Consider the following 15,863-nt stretch of genomic DNA (forward strand, 5'->3'; position numbering starts at 1 on the left):
TTTATTATTAACTTAATTAAATACTTTACGATCCCGCTTTTTTGTAGTAAAGTCCTTTATAAATTTTCAAACGAAAGGAAGATCACGATGGGAAAAGCGCTGATGATCAACTTCCCGGGCGAAGGGCACATCAACCCCTCTTTAGGTGTGACGAAGGAGCTTCAAAGCAGGGGAGAGACGATCGTTTATTATGCCGTCGAAGAATACGCGGAAAAAATCAAAAAAACAGGGGCTGAAGTCCGTTTGTACCCGGACTTCAGAGAGACGTTATCCTTCGGAAAAAACATGACAGGCGATGAAAACAAGGACTACGCCGAAATGATGTACAACATGGCAAAAAAGGCGGGCGACATCGTTGACCTAATATATGAGGAAGTCCGCCATGAAACGTACGACTATGTTATTTTTGACCATCACTTTTTGGCAGGAAAAATCATTGCGGAGATGCTCGGGCTTCCGGGCATTTCATTGTGCACGACGTTTGCGATTAATAAAGACATGAGCATGTCGTTTAAAGACAGGCAGGGTGACTTCGAAAGCTCGCCTTATTTTGAAAAATTCAAAGAGATGATGGCGGAGTTAAACGACAGGTATCCAATCAGCCTTGACGATCCGTTTGATGTTTTCCTCTGTCCGGGGGATATCACGATCGTCTTCACTTCAAGAGAATTCCAGCCGCAGGCGGATCAGTTTGGAGACGATTATTTGTTTGTGGGACCGTCCGTTACCAGCCGGCAGGAGTCTGCCGATTTTCCGTTCGCCGAACTGGAAGGCGAAAAAGTCATCGTCATTTCGATGGGAACGATTTTTAATCGCCAACAAGAGGTGTACAATATGTGCATTGAAGCCTTAAAAGATTTTGACGGCAAAGTGGTGATGTCAATCGGCAAATATACGGACCCGGCCGATCTTGACCAGATCCCCTCACATTTTATCGTAAGGCCGTATATACCGCAGCTGGAACTATTGAAAGTCGCCGATTTATTCGTCACGCACGGAGGAATGAACAGCACAAATGAAGGGCTCTATTTCGACACGCCGCTTCTCGTCATTCCGATGGGAGGAGATCAATTTCTTGTCGCCTCTCAGGTCGAGAAGACAGGAGCCGGGCTGAAGCTTGACAAAAAAGAGCTTTCCTCAAGCGTATTGCGGCAAAAAATAAAAGAGATCATCAATAACAGTTCCTATGCTGCAAGCGCCGCGGACATCGGCCGGTCGCTAAGGGATGCCGGCGGTTACAAACGGGCGGCGGACGCCATTTTCGGCCTCGTCCCGCAAAAATGAGACGCTCCAATACCGGAGCGTCATTTTTTTAGCTCATCCGTATCTTTTTTTGAACGCTGCCGTCCTTTTGATGGACGATGACGGAGCTTCCCTTGTTCCGGGCGATTTCCTTTGCCCGTTTAACCGCCTCAGCCTTTGTCTCCTTTACATCGCTTGCGCGTTTTGCATCTTCGGCCTTTACAGCCCAGCCTTTTTCATGCTTTACGACATGCTCGCACTTTTCAGCCAGATTCGAATCGCCGCCATCCCGCGTTGTTTCATGGCCGTTTTCCAAAAACGCGTTGATCTCGCGTTCGCTTCTGTTTTCGGCCCACTCTTTCGCTTGGCTCGTCGCGATCGGAATCGCGCGGCCTTCCTCATAGCCTTCGTCAATCATCGCGTTTGCTATTTCGATCGCTTTTTTTCTGACCGGCTTGTCCAGATTTTTCAGTGAAGCAGGATAGTCCTCCATTGTCCAAGGCATCCTTTTTATACCCCCTTTTTCGCTATTGGTTTTGTCATACCCGTTTCATGCGGTTAAAAAAACGGCGATTCATTGTATACTATAAAAAACGGTAAGGAGGACAGACGTCCTATGCATAATGAACAGTCGGATTTAGAGGCCCAGCTGAAAGACATCGAAAAATGGGAAAAAGAGCAGCAAAAAGTATGGTTTTGGGAAAGAATCGGCCGGATTCCGTTTAAAGTGCTGGACAAGCTTACGCCGGCGTTTATCCAAGATAAAATCGGCCTTTTGCTTGATGAAATCGGAGGTTTTATTCAAAACGGAGGCCAATATTTAACATCTGAAAAACATCTGATTCGAAAGTTTCAAAAAGAACTTCCGGATGAATCGATTCAATCGATTGACGATATCAAAAAAGCTCCGATCTCCGTCATGGACCATATTTGCGAAGAACTGGGGAAAAACAGGGCGAACACGGCGGCCGTTCAAGGAGCGACGACGGGCGTCGGCGGTTTGTTTACCCTTGCCATCGATATTCCGGCCATCCTCGGCCTTTCGCTGAAAACATTGCAAGATATCGCGGTATCATACGGATACGATCCGAAAGATAAAGCGGAGCGGATGTTCATCATCAAATGCCTTCAGCTCAGTGCCGCGGACATCGTCGGAAAAAAAGCGATCATCGGGGAGCTCAGCCAATACCACAAGCAGCCCGACGCACGCCAAAACATGATTTCGCAGATTCAGGGATGGCGGGAAGTCGTTTATACATACCGCGATTCTTTCGGCTGGAAAAAGCTGTTTCAAATGGTGCCCGTGGCCGGCATTTTGTTTGGCGCTGTCACAAACCGTTCGATGATAAACGGTGTAGCGGAAGCAGGAATGATGATGTATAAGAAGCGGAGGATATTGGAGCGGCTTGAGGATATGAAGAATAATCCGGAGACCTCAGATCCCGCCGATGAGAGATAACGGCAAAATCGTTCTGACCAAAAAGACCTGTGATTTTTCGCGGGTTTTTTCTATTCATGTTGATTCCGTTTGCCCTATATGACAGCCGGGTTATAGAATGATAAGGAGAAGGGGGGAAAATTTGTGAAAAAAATCGTGTTTTTCGTTTTGCCGGCTGTGTTTTTATTCATGGCAGCGGGATGCAATAATCATTCGGCGACTTCGACATCATCAGAACATACAAGTGCTAAAACAAAATCTTCTGAAACAAATTCTTCTTATACTGATCAAAAACAGGATGCTTCAACAGGCGATTCAAATTCGGGGGATCATCAGACAATAACAAGCAGCGATGATCAAAGCTCCTCAACATCATCGGCAAACGGCAGCAGCGACCAGAAATCGCCGGCGTCATCAAAAACGAACAGAGATACGGACTCAGATGATCAAAAATCGAGCTCCTCACAATCCAATCGCGCTAACATTACGTCCGGAAGTTCTGCCATTGAGTACTTAAAAAGTAAATTAAAAATGGAAAACCAGGATGATATCGTATTTGATGATATGGAGGGAGAGTTGGAGACAGACAGCAATGGTTCTTTCTACACAATTGAATTAACATCAAAGTCATTACGGAAAAACGTTGGATTATACAAAGTCTATCAAGATGGTACATACACGGAAAAAAATGAAGCCCTCAAGTATGAGGGCTTATGCTCGTCAGCTTTTCCGTTCCGTAAATCTTGGTAAACCGAATATAATCGCGCAGATCCCGCAGACGCCGATTAAAATCGGATAGAAGGAATAAGGCAGGATGCTGATCGGTGATATTTTCGCAATCTGCGCCGCTGACAAGAGTTGTGCGCCATACGGAATCAGCCCTTGAACCGCGCATGAGAAAATATCAAGGATACTCGCCGACTTGCGACGATCAATGCCGTATTGATCTGACAAATCTTTGGCAAGAGGCCCTGATGTGATAATCGCGATCGTGTTGTTGGCCGTGGCCAGGTTTGTGGTGCTGACAATCCCGGCAATTCCGGCTTCCGCGCCTTTTTTCGACCGAATTCGGCGGGACACGAAGCCAAGCAGGAAGGCGATTCCGCCGTTTCGTTTCATCATTTCCGCCATTCCGCCGATCAAAAGTGATAAGATGATCAGCTCGGACATGCCGCTGATTCCTTCGGTGACGGCTGTCAAATAGGTGTGTACGGTCAGGCTGCCGTCGGCGATTCCGATGATTCCGGCCAAAACGATTCCGGCAAGGATGACGGCCATCACGTTAAACCCGAGAAGCGCAAAAATCAGCACACAGAGATACGGAAGCACCTTCACCAAGCTGTACGACTCTGACTGAACCCCTGGATGGCCTCCTGAAGTGAAGATCATAAATAGGATAATCGTGATAACCGCGGCGGGCAGGATGATCAGAAAATTCGTTTTGAACTTGTCGGTCATTTTCGTTTTTTGCGTGCGGACTGCCGCGATAGTTGTGTCAGATATAAAGGACAAGTTATCGCCGAACATCGCTCCCCCGACGACAGCAGCCGCCGTGATCGAGGCGGAAATCCCGATTTCTCCGCTTATCCCTGCGCCGATCGGAGCGAGAGCCGCTATCGTTCCCATCGAAGTCCCCAGGGAAATCGAAATAAAAGCGGCGATGACAAACAGACCCGCGACCATGAACTGCCCAGGAATGAGCGACAGCGCCAGATGCACGGTCGAATCGACCGCTCCCATCGCTTTCGTCGCAGAGGAAAAAGCCCCGGCTAAAATGAAGATCATAATCATGATCATAATATCGGGGTGTCCCGCGCCTTTTGCGAACCACTCCATCTTTTGGTTCAGCGTCTCTTTTCGGTTCATGGCGAGTGAAAAAACCGCTGCGATCAGGGCGGCGCAAACGATCGGCAGGCTGTAGAAATCGCCGGTGATAAGCCCTGATCCTACGAATAAACAGACAAATAAGAAGAGCGGCAAAAGCCCGTAGGCCTTTCCGTTTTGTGTTTGCATCATTCGATAAACTCCTTTTTTCATCAATATTCAACACTTTAAAAGGCGAATGCACAAAAGTCAAATGGTAAAATAAGTTGAAAAGAATGTCAAATTCAAAGGGTGAAACGGATGAACAAAATGAATTTTTCCTCTTTGACGAAGGGGATCAAGGAGAAACATGCCAATTTCATCGTATCGGAGGTGAACGTCCACTGCTTGCGGATCGCAGTCTTGGAGGGCGAGTACGTGTGGCATTTCCACCCCGATACAGATGAGCTGTTTATCGTATTGGAGGGGGAGCTTCTCATCGACTTTAAGGACCGCGGCACAGAGGTGCTGAAGCCGAACGATACGCTGCTCATCCCGAAAGGCGTGATTCATCGGACCCGCGCAAACGCAAGGACCGTCAATCTGTGTATGGAACAAACGAGCGCGGAAACCGTGATGTTTAACGAAGGAAATGTGCTGAAGCTGATTTGCTGCAAAACAGATGAACTGCATAAACAGCCGTTCAGCGAAGCGCAGGCGAAATGGAGCCCGCTTCAAAACGTAAAAGGCTTCATCAGGCAATGGGGCGGCTTTCGGCAGTCTGAAGACGGATGGGAGGCCGTGATCATGGCGCTGTGGGAGTCGAAACACGATTATTTGAATTTTATGGAGCATGACCATGATGCGATCTTTGAAAAAACGAATCAGACAGGCACGTTTCAAGCAATCGAAGTTGCGCTCATCGAAGGCGCGGCAGAGATCAATCAGGCATTGAAAAGCAATTGCACGGTTTCTGAACCTGGATGGATGGTCGACGGCAGGGCGTGAACAGCCCGAATATTCTCCGGCTCTCCACGCGAATGTGCTATTTTTGTTTACTCTTTTTCAGATGTGGAATGTATAAACCAAACACTTCAAAAGGAGGAATTCAAAATGGCAAACAACAATGATCACAAAATGAGCCGCGAGGAAGCAGGCCGAAAAGGCGGAGAAGCGACAAGCAAAAACCACGATAAAGATTTCTACCAGGAGATCGGTGAAAAAGGCGGAGAAGCGACAAGCAAAAACCACGATAAGGAATTCTACCAGGAGATCGGCCAAAAAGGCGGAGAAGCAACAAGCAAAAACCATGATAAGGAATTCTACCAAGAGATCGGCCGAAAAGGCGGAGAGCAAACAAGCGAAACCCATGATAAAGAGTTTTACCAGGAAATCGGTGAAAAAGGCGGGGAAGCGACAAGCAAAAACCATGATAAAGATTTTTACCGGGAGATCGGTGAAAAAGGCGGACGCCAAAGAAGAAGCGGTTAACAAGACAAAGAGAAGGACTCAAGAGCCTTGAGTCCTTCTCTTTTTTACTGCCCGTTTGACGTGAAGTGTTGTTTCTGTAAGTCTCTTACCTGTTGAATCAGGTGTTCCCCGATGATCGGTTTGTATTGATCGTAGACGGGATCGAGCCGCTTCATCCATGCTTTTCGCTCCTCATCCGTTAATTCATGGATGAGGATGGGCGAATGCTCCCTGATTTGTTGAAGCTGATCTTTGTTCATCTTGGCGGCGTGCTTTTCATTCCATTCGGTCGTCTCCTTCATCGCCTCTGATAAAATCCGCTTCGTCTCCTTTGGCAGGCTGTTCCACCATGTCTGATCCGTCATGACGGCATAGCCGAGGTATCCGTGATTGCTTATTGTCATATAGTTCTGGACATTATAAAATTTTTTAGAATAGATATTTGAAATCGTATTTTCTTCTCCGTCGACTTTTTTCGATTCGAGAAGCTGAAAGGTGGAATTGAAGGAATCCTGCCGGCCTTTCGCATGAAGCAGCTTAAACTGGTCCTCGATGACATTGCTCTGCATGATGCGCAAAGTTTGGCCTTTCAGGTCATCCGGGTTTTTGACCGGGCCTTTATTGGAGGTAATCTGCTTAAAGCCGTTTGTCCAATAAGCAAGGCCTTTGATCCGGTCTTTTTGCAGCGATGCAAACAGCTGGTCTCCGATTTTCCCGTGCAGGCCTTCTCTTACTGCATCATAATCCGCAAAGGCGTAAGGCAGATCCAAAACGAACCAATCTGGTGAAAGCATGCCGAGCTTTGAAGTCGAAGGCGCGATAAACTGAACATCGCCTTCTTTTAAGGCTTTGATTTCTTCTATATCGGAATAGAGGCTTCCGTTTGGAAAAACCTCAATTTTTATTTTTCCAGCTGATTTTTCATTGACCAATTGGGCGAATTTTTTTGCGGCGAGCCCTTTCGGCGTATTTTCCGCGACGACATGGCTGAACTTGAACACAACCAGCTCTTTCAGCCCCTCCTGCTCATCATCGTATATGCGGTCGCGGCTGGGGAAATTGTCATGAAAGCCTATATATAAAGCGGTTGCAATACCGAACACAAGCATACTTAAAAATGCAAGCAAGCTTTTCATTTAAAACCTCCTCTTTCTAAAGTCCGCTATGATAAGCATACTGTTTCAGGTGACGGCTCGTAAAGATGAAGGTTTTCCATGAAGGAGGAAAAAATGAAAATCAATCGGATATCGATCCGCTGGAAAATTACGATTTTATCGTATTTGGTTGTGATTTTCTCCTTGAGTATCGGCGGTATCGTCTTAATCGGAAACATTCAGCAGACGGAAGAACGCGAGTTGAAAAAAAGGCTGATGAACACGGCGAGAACGGTCGCAGAGCTCTCTGACGTCAAGAATGCTTTGGAGCACTCCGGTCCCCGTTCTCTCAACGATGTTGTTGAAGATATACGGATCATTAATGAAGCGGATTATATCGTTGTCATGGACATGAACCATATTCGCTATTCGCATCCCGTCTCAGGGGCGATCGGGAAGCGATCACTGGGAGAAGATGAGGAAGCGGCGTTTGCCGAGCATATTTATTTCTCTGAAGCGGAGGGGGAGCTTGGTCCTGCCGTTCGCGCGTTTTATCCAGTCAAGGATGAAAACCTGAACCAGATCGGCGTCGTGCTCGTCGGCAGAACATTGCCGGGCATTTTCGATATTTTAGCAGATTTAAAGAAAGATATTTTGGCCGTCGTCTTTTTAACGTTGATTTTTGGGCTTGTCGGCTCGTTTTTATTGGCCAGGCATATCAAAAAGCAAATGTTCAAGATGGAGCCCCATGAGATCGTCAGAATGCTTGAGGAACGGACGGCCACCTTCCACTCGATCAATGAAGGCGTCATCGCGATTGACAATCAATACATCATTACGATTTTTAACGATAAGGCAAAACGGATTTTCAATGTGAGCGGAGACGTCGTCGGACGGCTGATCTTTGATGTACTAGCAGATACGCGGCTTCCTGAGATCGTTGATCAAAACCGGCCCGTTTACAATGAGGAAATCCAGGTCAGCGGAAAAGTGATCATGAGCAGCCGGATTCCGATCGTCATGAAGAAAAAGGTGATCGGTGCCGTCGCGATTTTTCAGGACCGGACAGAAGCGGCGAAACTTGCCGAAGAGCTGACAGGCGTGAAAAACTTTATCGATGCACTGAGGGTGCAAAATCACGAGCATATGAACAAGCTTCACACTATCGCCGGCCTGATTCAATTGGGAAAGGCGGACCAGGCGCTTGATTTGGCTTTTCAGGCGACGACGGAACAGGAACATGCGTCGCGTTTTTTAAACAAAGCGATTCAAAACGACGCGGCGGCAGGCCTGCTGTTAAGCAAAATCACGAGGGGAAAAGAGCTCGGCATCAGCGTCAACATCGATGCCAACAGCAGCCTCCGCCGCTTTCCGAAGAAAATCGACCAGCATGATATCGTCGTGCTGCTCGGAAATTTAATCGAGAATGCCTTCGCTTCCTTTGAATCTGTTTCAAGGGAAGAGAAACGGATCGATATCAGCATTGAACAGTCTGAAGACGTGCTGGCGATTTTAATAGAAGACAATGGCTGCGGAATGGAAGAAGCATATCTTCCCCGTATTTATGAAAAGGGATTTACAATGAATAAAGAGGACGGAACGGGGTACGGACTTTACTTAGTGAAGCAAATCGTCGACAAAGGGATGGGACAGATCGACGCAGCATCACACCCGGGGCAGGGAACATCGTTTTCAATTTTGATTCCAATGGAATAAAGGGGGGACCAATATGACGGCTAAAGATGTCATTCGTGTTTTGCTGATCGAGGATGACCCGATGGTTCAGGAGGTAAATAAAGAGTTTATCTCAGGCGTCAGCGGTTTTGAAGTTGCGGCTCTGGCGGGAAACGGCGAAGAAGGGATCAAGCTGATCAAAGAGGTGCGGCCGGATCTCGTGATTTTGGATGTATATATGCCGAAAAAGGACGGAATCAAAACGCTGCAGGAGATCAGGAAGCAAAAACTGGAGACGGATTGCATCGTCGTCACGGCGGCAAAGGATCAAGAAACGATCGCCCTCATGCTGCAAAACGGAGCGGTCGACTACATTTTAAAGCCGTTTAAAATGGAAAGGATCAGAAAGTCTTTGGAAAAATACAAACTGTTTAAGCAAAAGCTTCATGAGACGGAGACATTTTCGCAGGAAAAGCTTGATGCGATGCTGAATATCAGCGGCGAAAGGGAGCCGGTCAAGGAGCTGCCAAAAGGGCTGAATATGTTCACGCTGAAGGAAATAATGGCATATATGAATCGGCAGACAGAGCCGAACTCTGCCGAAGAGGTCGCAAACGCGCTCGGCATCGCAAGGGTGACGGCAAGACGGTACCTGGACTTTTTAGAAAAAGAAGGGAGGGTTAAGCTGGATGTCCAATATGGCGGCATAGGCCGTCCTGTCAACCGCTATATCGCAACATATTAAATCCGTGACCAAAAAGACCAAAATGTCCGATATGACCATAATCTTCTCTCATTCAGTTGAAAGCGCTACCATTATGGCAGGAAAGTCTTAAGCAGCTTTCAACGAAACGGGGGATGAGAACATGAAACTGTCAAAACTATTAAAAAACTTGACGTTTCAAGTCATCACCGCGGTTTTGCTAGGGGTATTGGTCGGCGTCCTATGGCCTGACGCCGGGAAACAAATGAAACCGCTTGGTGATACATTTATTAATGCCGTGAAGATGGTCATTGCGCCGATCATTTTCTTCACGATTGTCCTCGGCATTGCCAAAATGGGGGATATGAAAAAGGTCAGCAAAGTCGGAGGGAAGGCATTCATTTATTTTGAAGTGGTGACAACGCTTGCGCTCATTGTCGGGCTCTTTGTCGTCAACCTTATCAAACCGGGAGCCGGCCTTGATTACAGCAAGCTTGAAAAAGGGGATGTCTCACAATACACCCAAAACGGCGGCCAGGGCATAGACTGGGTGGAATTCGTCACGCATATCGTGCCGTCAAATATGGTCGACGCTTTTGCAAAAGGGGATATTCTGCAAGTCTTATTTTTCTCCATTCTTTTCGGAACCGGCCTTGCCGCATTGGGAAAAAAAGGGCAGAGCATCATCGATTTTTTTGATAAATTATCACAGGTTTTCTTCAAAATTATCGGCTATATTATGAGGGCTGCTCCGATCGGCGCATTCGGCGCCATTGCTTATACAATCGGACATTTCGGGCTCGCATCCATGCAGCCGCTGGCAAAGCTGATGCTGTCCGTTTACTTGACGATGTTTATATTCGTGTTTGTCGTATTGAACATCATTTGCAGAATGTACGGTTTTAGTTTATGGAATTATTTGCGCTTTATTAAAGACGAGCTGCTGATCGTTCTCGGCACAAGCTCTTCTGAATCCGTGCTTCCGCGAATGATGGATAAGATGGAGCGCTATGGCTGCTCGAAGTCGGTGGTCGGCCTCGTTATTCCGACGGGCTATTCCTTTAACCTTGACGGCACTTCCATCTATTTATCGATGGCCGTCGTCTTCCTTGCGCAAGTATTTGGCATCGATTTATCGATCGGCCAGCAGATTACGATCATTCTCGTTTTGATGCTGACGTCAAAAGGAGCTGCCGGCGTGACCGGAAGCGGATTTATCGTGCTGGCGTCAACCCTTTCCGCCCTTCAGGTCATTCCGCTTGAAGGCCTGGCGCTCCTGCTCGGGGTCGATCGCTTTATGAGCGAAGGAAGGGCGATCGTCAATCTGATCGGAAACGGAATCGCGACTATCGTGGTAGCAAAAAGCGAGAAAGAATTCGACGAAGAAAAAAGCGTGGAAGCCGTATCTCAGATGAAAAAGATGAAGACTGCCGTTTAACAAAGGGGCGCCGGAGAACCGGCGCCTTTCGCATTTGAAAAACGTTTTGAAAAATAAAATTTTTTAAGATTTATTTAAGCCGCAGAAAGAGATTTCTGCGCTTTTTTGTTATATAATTTACAGATGATACATCATCTTATAAATATACAGCGTGAATATGCTAAAAGTTAAGGACTAAAGTACTGGTGGGAGTGTGCACGAATGGCAGCGTTGATTAAATTTTTTCAGCATCCTGGGGTCAGGCGCTTTTTTGTTTTTGTTGTTTTAGCGGGGGTTTTATACTTTTTCCGCAGCATGATGAATTTGATACTGCTCACATTTATTTTTACGTTTTTAATGAATCGTTTGGAAAATGTGATCAGAAGTTTTTTAAACCGTTTTATCAAAGTCAGCCAAAGGCTGATTATATCCTGTTTATACGCTGCGCTTGTCCTTGGTCTTTCGATCGGCGGGGCGGTGTACTATCCCGTTATCGTCAAGCAGATTCAGCAGCTGATTAAACAGGGCAAATATATTGCTTCTCATCCAGACAGTATTCCTTTTCTCGATATGGTCACCGGCATGTTCGGGGATATCAACCTGACATCATATTTGGAAAAAGGGCTTAACTTTATCTATACATATATCACGGACATCGGCACATTCAGCATCCAGGTGATTATGTCCTTAATTCTCAGTATGTTTTTCTTGATAGAAAAAGATAAAGTCATGAAATTGATGGATAAATTCAAAACGAGCAAAGTCGCTGTTTTTTATGAGGAGATTGCGTTTTTCGGAAAGAAGTTTACGCGAACGTTCGGCAAGGTGCTTGAAGCGCAGTTCATCATCGCTTCCGTGAACTGCGCGTTGACGACCATTGCCCTCGGAATCATGGGTTTTCCTCAGCTTTTCGGCCTTGCGGTCATGGTATTTTTCCTCGGATTGGTTCCTGTCGCCGGTGTTGTGATTTCGCTTATTCCTTTAAGTTTCATAGCATACAGCATCGGAGGGATGGCATACATCGTCTCTTTAGTGCTCGTCATCTTGATCGTTCATGCGATTGAAACATACTTCCTCAATCCGAAATTGATGTCAGCCAAGACGGAACTGCCGATATTCTTCACGTTTATCGTGCTGATTTTCTCCGAGCATTTCATGGGCATTTGGGGCCTGATTATCGGGATTCCGATTTTTGTGTTCCTGCTTGATGTTCTCGATGTGACAAACCGGGACGAAAAACGGGCCGCAGAGCCTGATTCTAAGTAAGAAATTGTAAATTATTTCGAATTATCAGGTATAAATGTAATGTAACGAAATAACGCCACGCGTTTAATCCTTTAGTAGGAGTGGGGGACCCGATCTTTTGGGGTGAATTTTTCCGTTTTAGCGGAAAAACGGACATCTCTTCGTCCGAACCCGTCAGCTAACCTCATCGACGTGAAGAGAGTCATGTGGAACCAGACGAAATTGTAAAAGTCCATGGGAGACCTCTCTCATGGACTTTTTTTTCAGAAAGGGGAGAATTTTATTGAAGCTGGCAACGAAAATTATCATTGGCTTGATCCGTCGGCATTGTGCTGAACCTTACGTCGCCGGACCTGTTCTCGAAGCTTAACACGTTTGTATTCGGACCGCTTGGGACAATTTTTTTAAACCTCATTAAGATGCTGGTCGTCCCGATTGTATTCTTTTCTCTGACTTTAGGGGTAGCAGGTCTGGGAGATCCGAAAAAACTCGGCAGAATCGGTGCGGAAACGATCGCGTACTTTTTATCGACAACAGCGGTCGCCATCATCATCGGACTTATTTTGGCTTTGGTCATTAAGCCCGGTGAAATCGGAAGCTACGATACGAGCTCCGCGCAATATAAGGCCGAGGAAGCACCGAGCATTGCGGATACGCTGCTGAACATCATTCCGACGAATCCGGTTCAGGCGATGGCTGAGGGAAATATGCTGCAGATCATCGCTTTCTCGATCCTGGTCGGACTCTGCATTACGATACTCGGGAAAAAAGCGGACGCTCTCCTAAAAGTGGTTGAGCAAGGCAACGAATTGATGATGTACCTCGTCAACCGTACGGGAGGTTCGGTTTGATCGCGACGTCAATCGGCAGCCAGGGATGGAACGCGATCAAAGCGATGGGACTGTACATGATCGTCGTCATATTGGCGCTTGTCATACACACGATCGTCACTTACGGTTCGACGATTGCATTATTTGCAAAGCGGAACCCAATTACGTTCTTTAATGACTTCTCAGAAGTGATGATCGTAGCGTTCAGTACGTCAAGCAGCAATGCGACGCTACCGGTTTCCATGGATGTGGCGCAAAGAAAACTGAAAGTGCCGAAGCCGATCAGCAGTTTCGTTCAGCCGCTCGGAGCGACGATCAATATGGATGGGACGGCGATCATGCAAGGGGTGGCAACGATCTTTATCGCCCAGGTCTACGGAGTTGAACTGACGATTCCGCAGCTGTTAATGGTCGTTTTAACAGCCGTGCTGGCCAGCGTCGGAACGGCGGGAGTCCCGGGTGTCGGCCTGATCATGTTGGCGATGGTGCTTCAATCTGTAAACCTTCCTGTCGCTGGAATTGCCTCAATATTGGGAATTGACCGACTTCTGGATATGATCAGAACGGCTGTCAACACTACGGGAGATGCGGCATGCGCCGTCATTGTCACCGAGACCGAGAAAAAGCACGGTAATATCGAAGCGCCGCATCCGGAAGTGTCTGTGTAACACGGTGAAAAATGCTATAATCAAACAGTGCCTTTTGGCACTGTTTATTTTTGTACAAAAGGAGGGACCTCCATGACACCTGTTTTACATATAGAAGGCGTCGATAAAATCATTGACGGCAAGACGATCCTGAAAAACATCAATCTCGAGGCGAACAAGGGGGAAATCATCGGCCTGCTTGGTCCGAACGGTTCCGGAAAAACGACCCTTATCAAATTGATGACGGGCTTGATCAAACAGAGCAGCGGATCGATCATCATTAACGGTTTTCCGATTGACCGCCAATTCGAAAAAGCGATTCAGGCCGTGGGTGCGATCGTGGAAAACCCGGAATTTTATTCGTACCTCACAGGCTATGAAAACCTTATCCATTATGCAAATATGCACAAAGATATCACGCAGGAGCGGCTCGATGAGGTGGTCGAACGCGTCGGCCTTGAAGATGCGATCGATGATAAAGTCAAAACATACTCGCTCGGCATGAGGCAGCGCCTCGGCATTGCCCAGGCGATCCTGCACCGTCCGAAGCTGCTGATATTGGACGAACCGACAAACGGTCTCGACCCTGCGGGAATGAAGGATTTCCGCGACCACCTTCGCGAGCTGGCCAAAGAGGAAGGAACTGTCATCTTGTTTGCAACCCACTTGTTGAAGGAAGTCGAAGATTTGTGCGATCGGGTCGTCATCCTTCAAAATGGAAGAGTCAAATCGACAGTCACCTTACATGGGGCGGAAGAAAAGCTTGAAAAAGCGCTTTTGGAAGTGCAGCCTGAGGAGAAAGCACTTCAATGGCTGAAAGGGAACGGCTATGAAGCCTGGACGGAAAAAGGGCTCGTAGCCGTTAAAGTCGAGAAAAGAAAAATTCCGTCTTTAAATAAACAGCTTGTCATGAACGATATCGATGTATATTCGATTGCTCCGTTTAAGCAGTCGCTGGAGGATGAATACATGACGTTAACGGCTGCCATGGAAGAGGAGGGGGATTTTGATGTTCAGACTCATCAAAAATGAGCATGTCAAGCTGCTGAAGCGAAGGGTAACGTTTGTGTCGCTGGTGCTGATCGCTGCGTTTCAATTTCTGTTTGCGCTGGTAACGAAAAGGATATTGGCGGGCGCCGGCGCTGAAGACCATTTCATCGGCTATTTTTCCTTTGCGCCGAACCTCAACATACTCCTGCAGGGGCTTTCGGTTGCGGTGGCAGCTTCGATTATTTCATTTGAATACGACAAAAAGACGATCAAATTTCTGCTGATCCGACCGGTCAGCAGGGAAAAAATCCTGATTTCCAAGTTTTTGACAAGCGTCCTTGCAAGCATTTGGCTCTTTGTCGTCTATTACGGCTTTTCACTGCTTTACGGACTCGTCTTTTTCGGCATTAAGCTTGATCCGGCGGCAAAGCCGTTATTTCTGAATACGTTGCAAATCATCGGTTCACAGTGGCTTGAGGTTTTTATGATGGTTTCCTTTGCGTTTTTATGCTCTGCCTTGTTCAGAAGCAGCGCGCTCAGCATCATGGTTTCGATCGTCGTGCTGTACGGGGCCAAAGCGCTTGTCACGATCATGGCGTATTTGCAAAATCCGTGGGGGAAATTTTTGCTGTTTGCCAACACCGATTTCACGCAATACGGCGAACACGCAAAATCTGTTTTTGCAGGAATGACACCGCTGTTTTCGGTCATTATCATCATCATTCATTTTGTGTTTTTTATCGGTGTGGCCTGGTGGAGCTTCTGTAAGCGGGATGTGAAAATATAAGAACTTTGTCAAATATGTGACGGCAGACATGACATTTTTGTGAAAAATGTCGCGTGTACAGATTAATTTTCCTATTTTTCTTATAATAAGGAAATAGGAGTTGAACAGACGATGCGAAAATTCATTACAGCATTACCGATAATTCTGCTGCTGTCATTTTCATTTGTCACGTTTGCTTTTCATTTTGACCACCTTGTCTATTTTAGGCTTGCACTCGGATTGTTTTCGCTTGCAGGTTTGTTGATGTTGTATAAATTAAAAAACGGCGTCCGCTTTTTTATCGGCTATCTGTATGCAAGCTGGATCGCGCTTGCCGGCATCGCCGCTTATGAAGAACCGCTATTCTCCGACTTTTTCTTCGGCGGTCTTGTCATCACGATGGGGTACTTGACATACATGCTGATATATCTCGGAATGAAGACGGACGGACGCGGCGGTCAAACCGCATAAACCGAAAAGTGCGCCTCGCCCTTGAGAGCGCGCTTTTTTTGATGTCTGGCGGTTATCGGTTGCAGATCGGCTT

At 46.9% G+C, this 15,863-nt stretch carries 14 protein-coding genes, 3 pseudogenes and 1 riboswitch; of the genes and pseudogenes, 14 read left to right on the forward strand and 3 right to left on the reverse strand.

Features of this window, described 5'->3' with window-relative positions; translation table 11 throughout:
- The first annotated feature begins 87 nt into the window (after positions 1 to 87).
- Positions 88 to 1,284, forward strand: a complete 1,197-nt coding sequence (locus AB447_RS01775) for a macrolide family glycosyltransferase (protein ID WP_048355358.1) — start codon at positions 88 to 90, stop codon at positions 1,282 to 1,284.
- Between the two features lie 28 nt (positions 1,285 to 1,312).
- Here the strand turns inward: AB447_RS01775 and AB447_RS01780 are convergent, their stop codons facing one another.
- Positions 1,313 to 1,747, reverse strand: coding sequence for a DUF2188 domain-containing protein (locus AB447_RS01780; RefSeq protein WP_048355432.1), 435 nt, complete (start codon positions 1,745 to 1,747; stop codon positions 1,313 to 1,315).
- Positions 1,748 to 1,858: 111 nt separating this feature from the next.
- Between AB447_RS01780 and AB447_RS01785 the strand changes: the two genes are divergently transcribed.
- Both AB447_RS01785 and AB447_RS01790 read left to right on the forward strand, forming a co-directional pair.
- Positions 1,859 to 2,701, forward strand: coding sequence for an EcsC family protein (locus AB447_RS01785; protein ID WP_048356028.1), 843 nt, complete (start codon positions 1,859 to 1,861; stop codon positions 2,699 to 2,701).
- Between the two features lie 123 nt (positions 2,702 to 2,824).
- Positions 2,825 to 3,430, forward strand: coding sequence for a hypothetical protein (locus tag AB447_RS01790; protein ID WP_048356029.1), 606 nt, complete (start codon positions 2,825 to 2,827; stop codon positions 3,428 to 3,430).
- On the opposite strand, the gene AB447_RS01795 is transcribed toward AB447_RS01790, so the two are convergent.
- Complete coding sequence (locus tag AB447_RS01795; protein ID WP_048356054.1) at positions 3,401 to 4,693, reverse strand: Na+/H+ antiporter NhaC family protein; 1,293 nt, start codon at positions 4,691 to 4,693, stop codon at positions 3,401 to 3,403. The genes AB447_RS01790 and AB447_RS01795 overlap by 30 nt on opposite strands.
- Positions 4,694 to 4,804: 111 nt before the next feature.
- On the opposite strand from AB447_RS01795, the pseudogene AB447_RS26580 reads away from it, so the two are divergent.
- From AB447_RS26580 to gsiB, 3 genes and pseudogenes are all read left to right on the forward strand, one after another.
- Positions 4,805 to 5,131 (forward strand): annotated as a pseudogene (locus AB447_RS26580) (cupin domain-containing protein); the annotation flags it as partial.
- A gap of 21 nt (positions 5,132 to 5,152) precedes the next feature.
- A pseudogene (locus AB447_RS26585) lies at positions 5,153 to 5,491 on the forward strand (YdbC family protein); the annotation flags it as partial.
- 105 nt (positions 5,492 to 5,596) lie between these two features.
- Positions 5,597 to 5,974 carry a glucose starvation-inducible protein GsiB gene (gsiB, locus tag AB447_RS01805; protein WP_048356031.1) on the forward strand — a complete coding sequence of 126 codons (378 nt, stop codon included), beginning with the start codon at positions 5,597 to 5,599 and terminating at the stop codon, positions 5,972 to 5,974.
- A gap of 44 nt (positions 5,975 to 6,018) precedes the next feature.
- Here gsiB and AB447_RS01810 read toward each other — a convergent pair whose 3' ends face one another.
- Entirely contained in the window at positions 6,019 to 7,089 is a 1,071-nt protein-coding gene (locus AB447_RS01810; RefSeq protein ID WP_048356032.1) for a TRAP transporter substrate-binding protein, read from the reverse strand.
- Positions 7,090 to 7,182: 93 nt separating this feature from the next.
- Here AB447_RS01810 and AB447_RS01815 point away from each other — a divergent pair, with 93 nt between their 5' ends.
- The 8 genes and pseudogenes from AB447_RS01815 to AB447_RS01850 all read left to right on the forward strand — a co-directional run bounded on the left by AB447_RS01815 (position 7,183) and on the right by AB447_RS01850 (position 15,790).
- Positions 7,183 to 8,763 carry an ATP-binding protein gene (locus tag AB447_RS01815; RefSeq protein WP_048356033.1) on the forward strand — a complete coding sequence of 527 codons (1,581 nt, stop codon included), beginning with the start codon at positions 7,183 to 7,185 and terminating at the stop codon, positions 8,761 to 8,763.
- A 13-nt stretch (positions 8,764 to 8,776) separates the two neighbouring features.
- A complete protein-coding gene (locus AB447_RS01820) occupies positions 8,777 to 9,466 on the forward strand; it encodes a response regulator (protein WP_048356034.1) in 690 nt (229 codons plus the stop codon).
- A 121-nt stretch (positions 9,467 to 9,587) separates the two neighbouring features.
- Positions 9,588 to 10,862 (forward strand): C4-dicarboxylate transporter DctP, encoded by a 1,275-nt coding sequence (gene dctP, locus AB447_RS01825; protein WP_057957411.1) that lies wholly within the window; start codon positions 9,588 to 9,590, stop codon positions 10,860 to 10,862.
- Between the two features lie 201 nt (positions 10,863 to 11,063).
- Positions 11,064 to 12,107 (forward strand): AI-2E family transporter, encoded by a 1,044-nt coding sequence (locus AB447_RS01830; protein WP_048356035.1) that lies wholly within the window; start codon positions 11,064 to 11,066, stop codon positions 12,105 to 12,107.
- 50 nt (positions 12,108 to 12,157) lie between these two features.
- Positions 12,158 to 12,293: riboswitch (cyclic di-AMP (ydaO/yuaA leader) on the forward strand.
- Positions 12,294 to 12,369: 76 nt separating this feature from the next.
- Positions 12,370 to 13,584, forward strand: a pseudogene (locus AB447_RS01835) (dicarboxylate/amino acid:cation symporter).
- Between the two features lie 72 nt (positions 13,585 to 13,656).
- A complete protein-coding gene (locus AB447_RS01840) occupies positions 13,657 to 14,595 on the forward strand; it encodes an ABC transporter ATP-binding protein (RefSeq protein ID WP_048356036.1) in 939 nt (312 codons plus the stop codon).
- Positions 14,573 to 15,340: an ABC transporter permease gene (locus tag AB447_RS01845; protein ID WP_048356037.1), complete on the forward strand. Its 768-nt coding sequence runs from the start codon at positions 14,573 to 14,575 to the stop codon at positions 15,338 to 15,340. The genes AB447_RS01840 and AB447_RS01845 overlap by 23 nt, the downstream gene beginning before the upstream one ends.
- A 111-nt stretch (positions 15,341 to 15,451) precedes the next feature.
- Positions 15,452 to 15,790, forward strand: coding sequence for a hypothetical protein (locus AB447_RS01850; protein ID WP_048356038.1), 339 nt, complete (start codon positions 15,452 to 15,454; stop codon positions 15,788 to 15,790).
- The last annotated feature ends 73 nt before the right edge of the window (positions 15,791 to 15,863 follow it).

It is taken from the genome of Bacillus glycinifermentans (assembly GCF_001042475.2).
Classification (GTDB): domain Bacteria; phylum Bacillota; class Bacilli; order Bacillales; family Bacillaceae; genus Bacillus; species Bacillus glycinifermentans.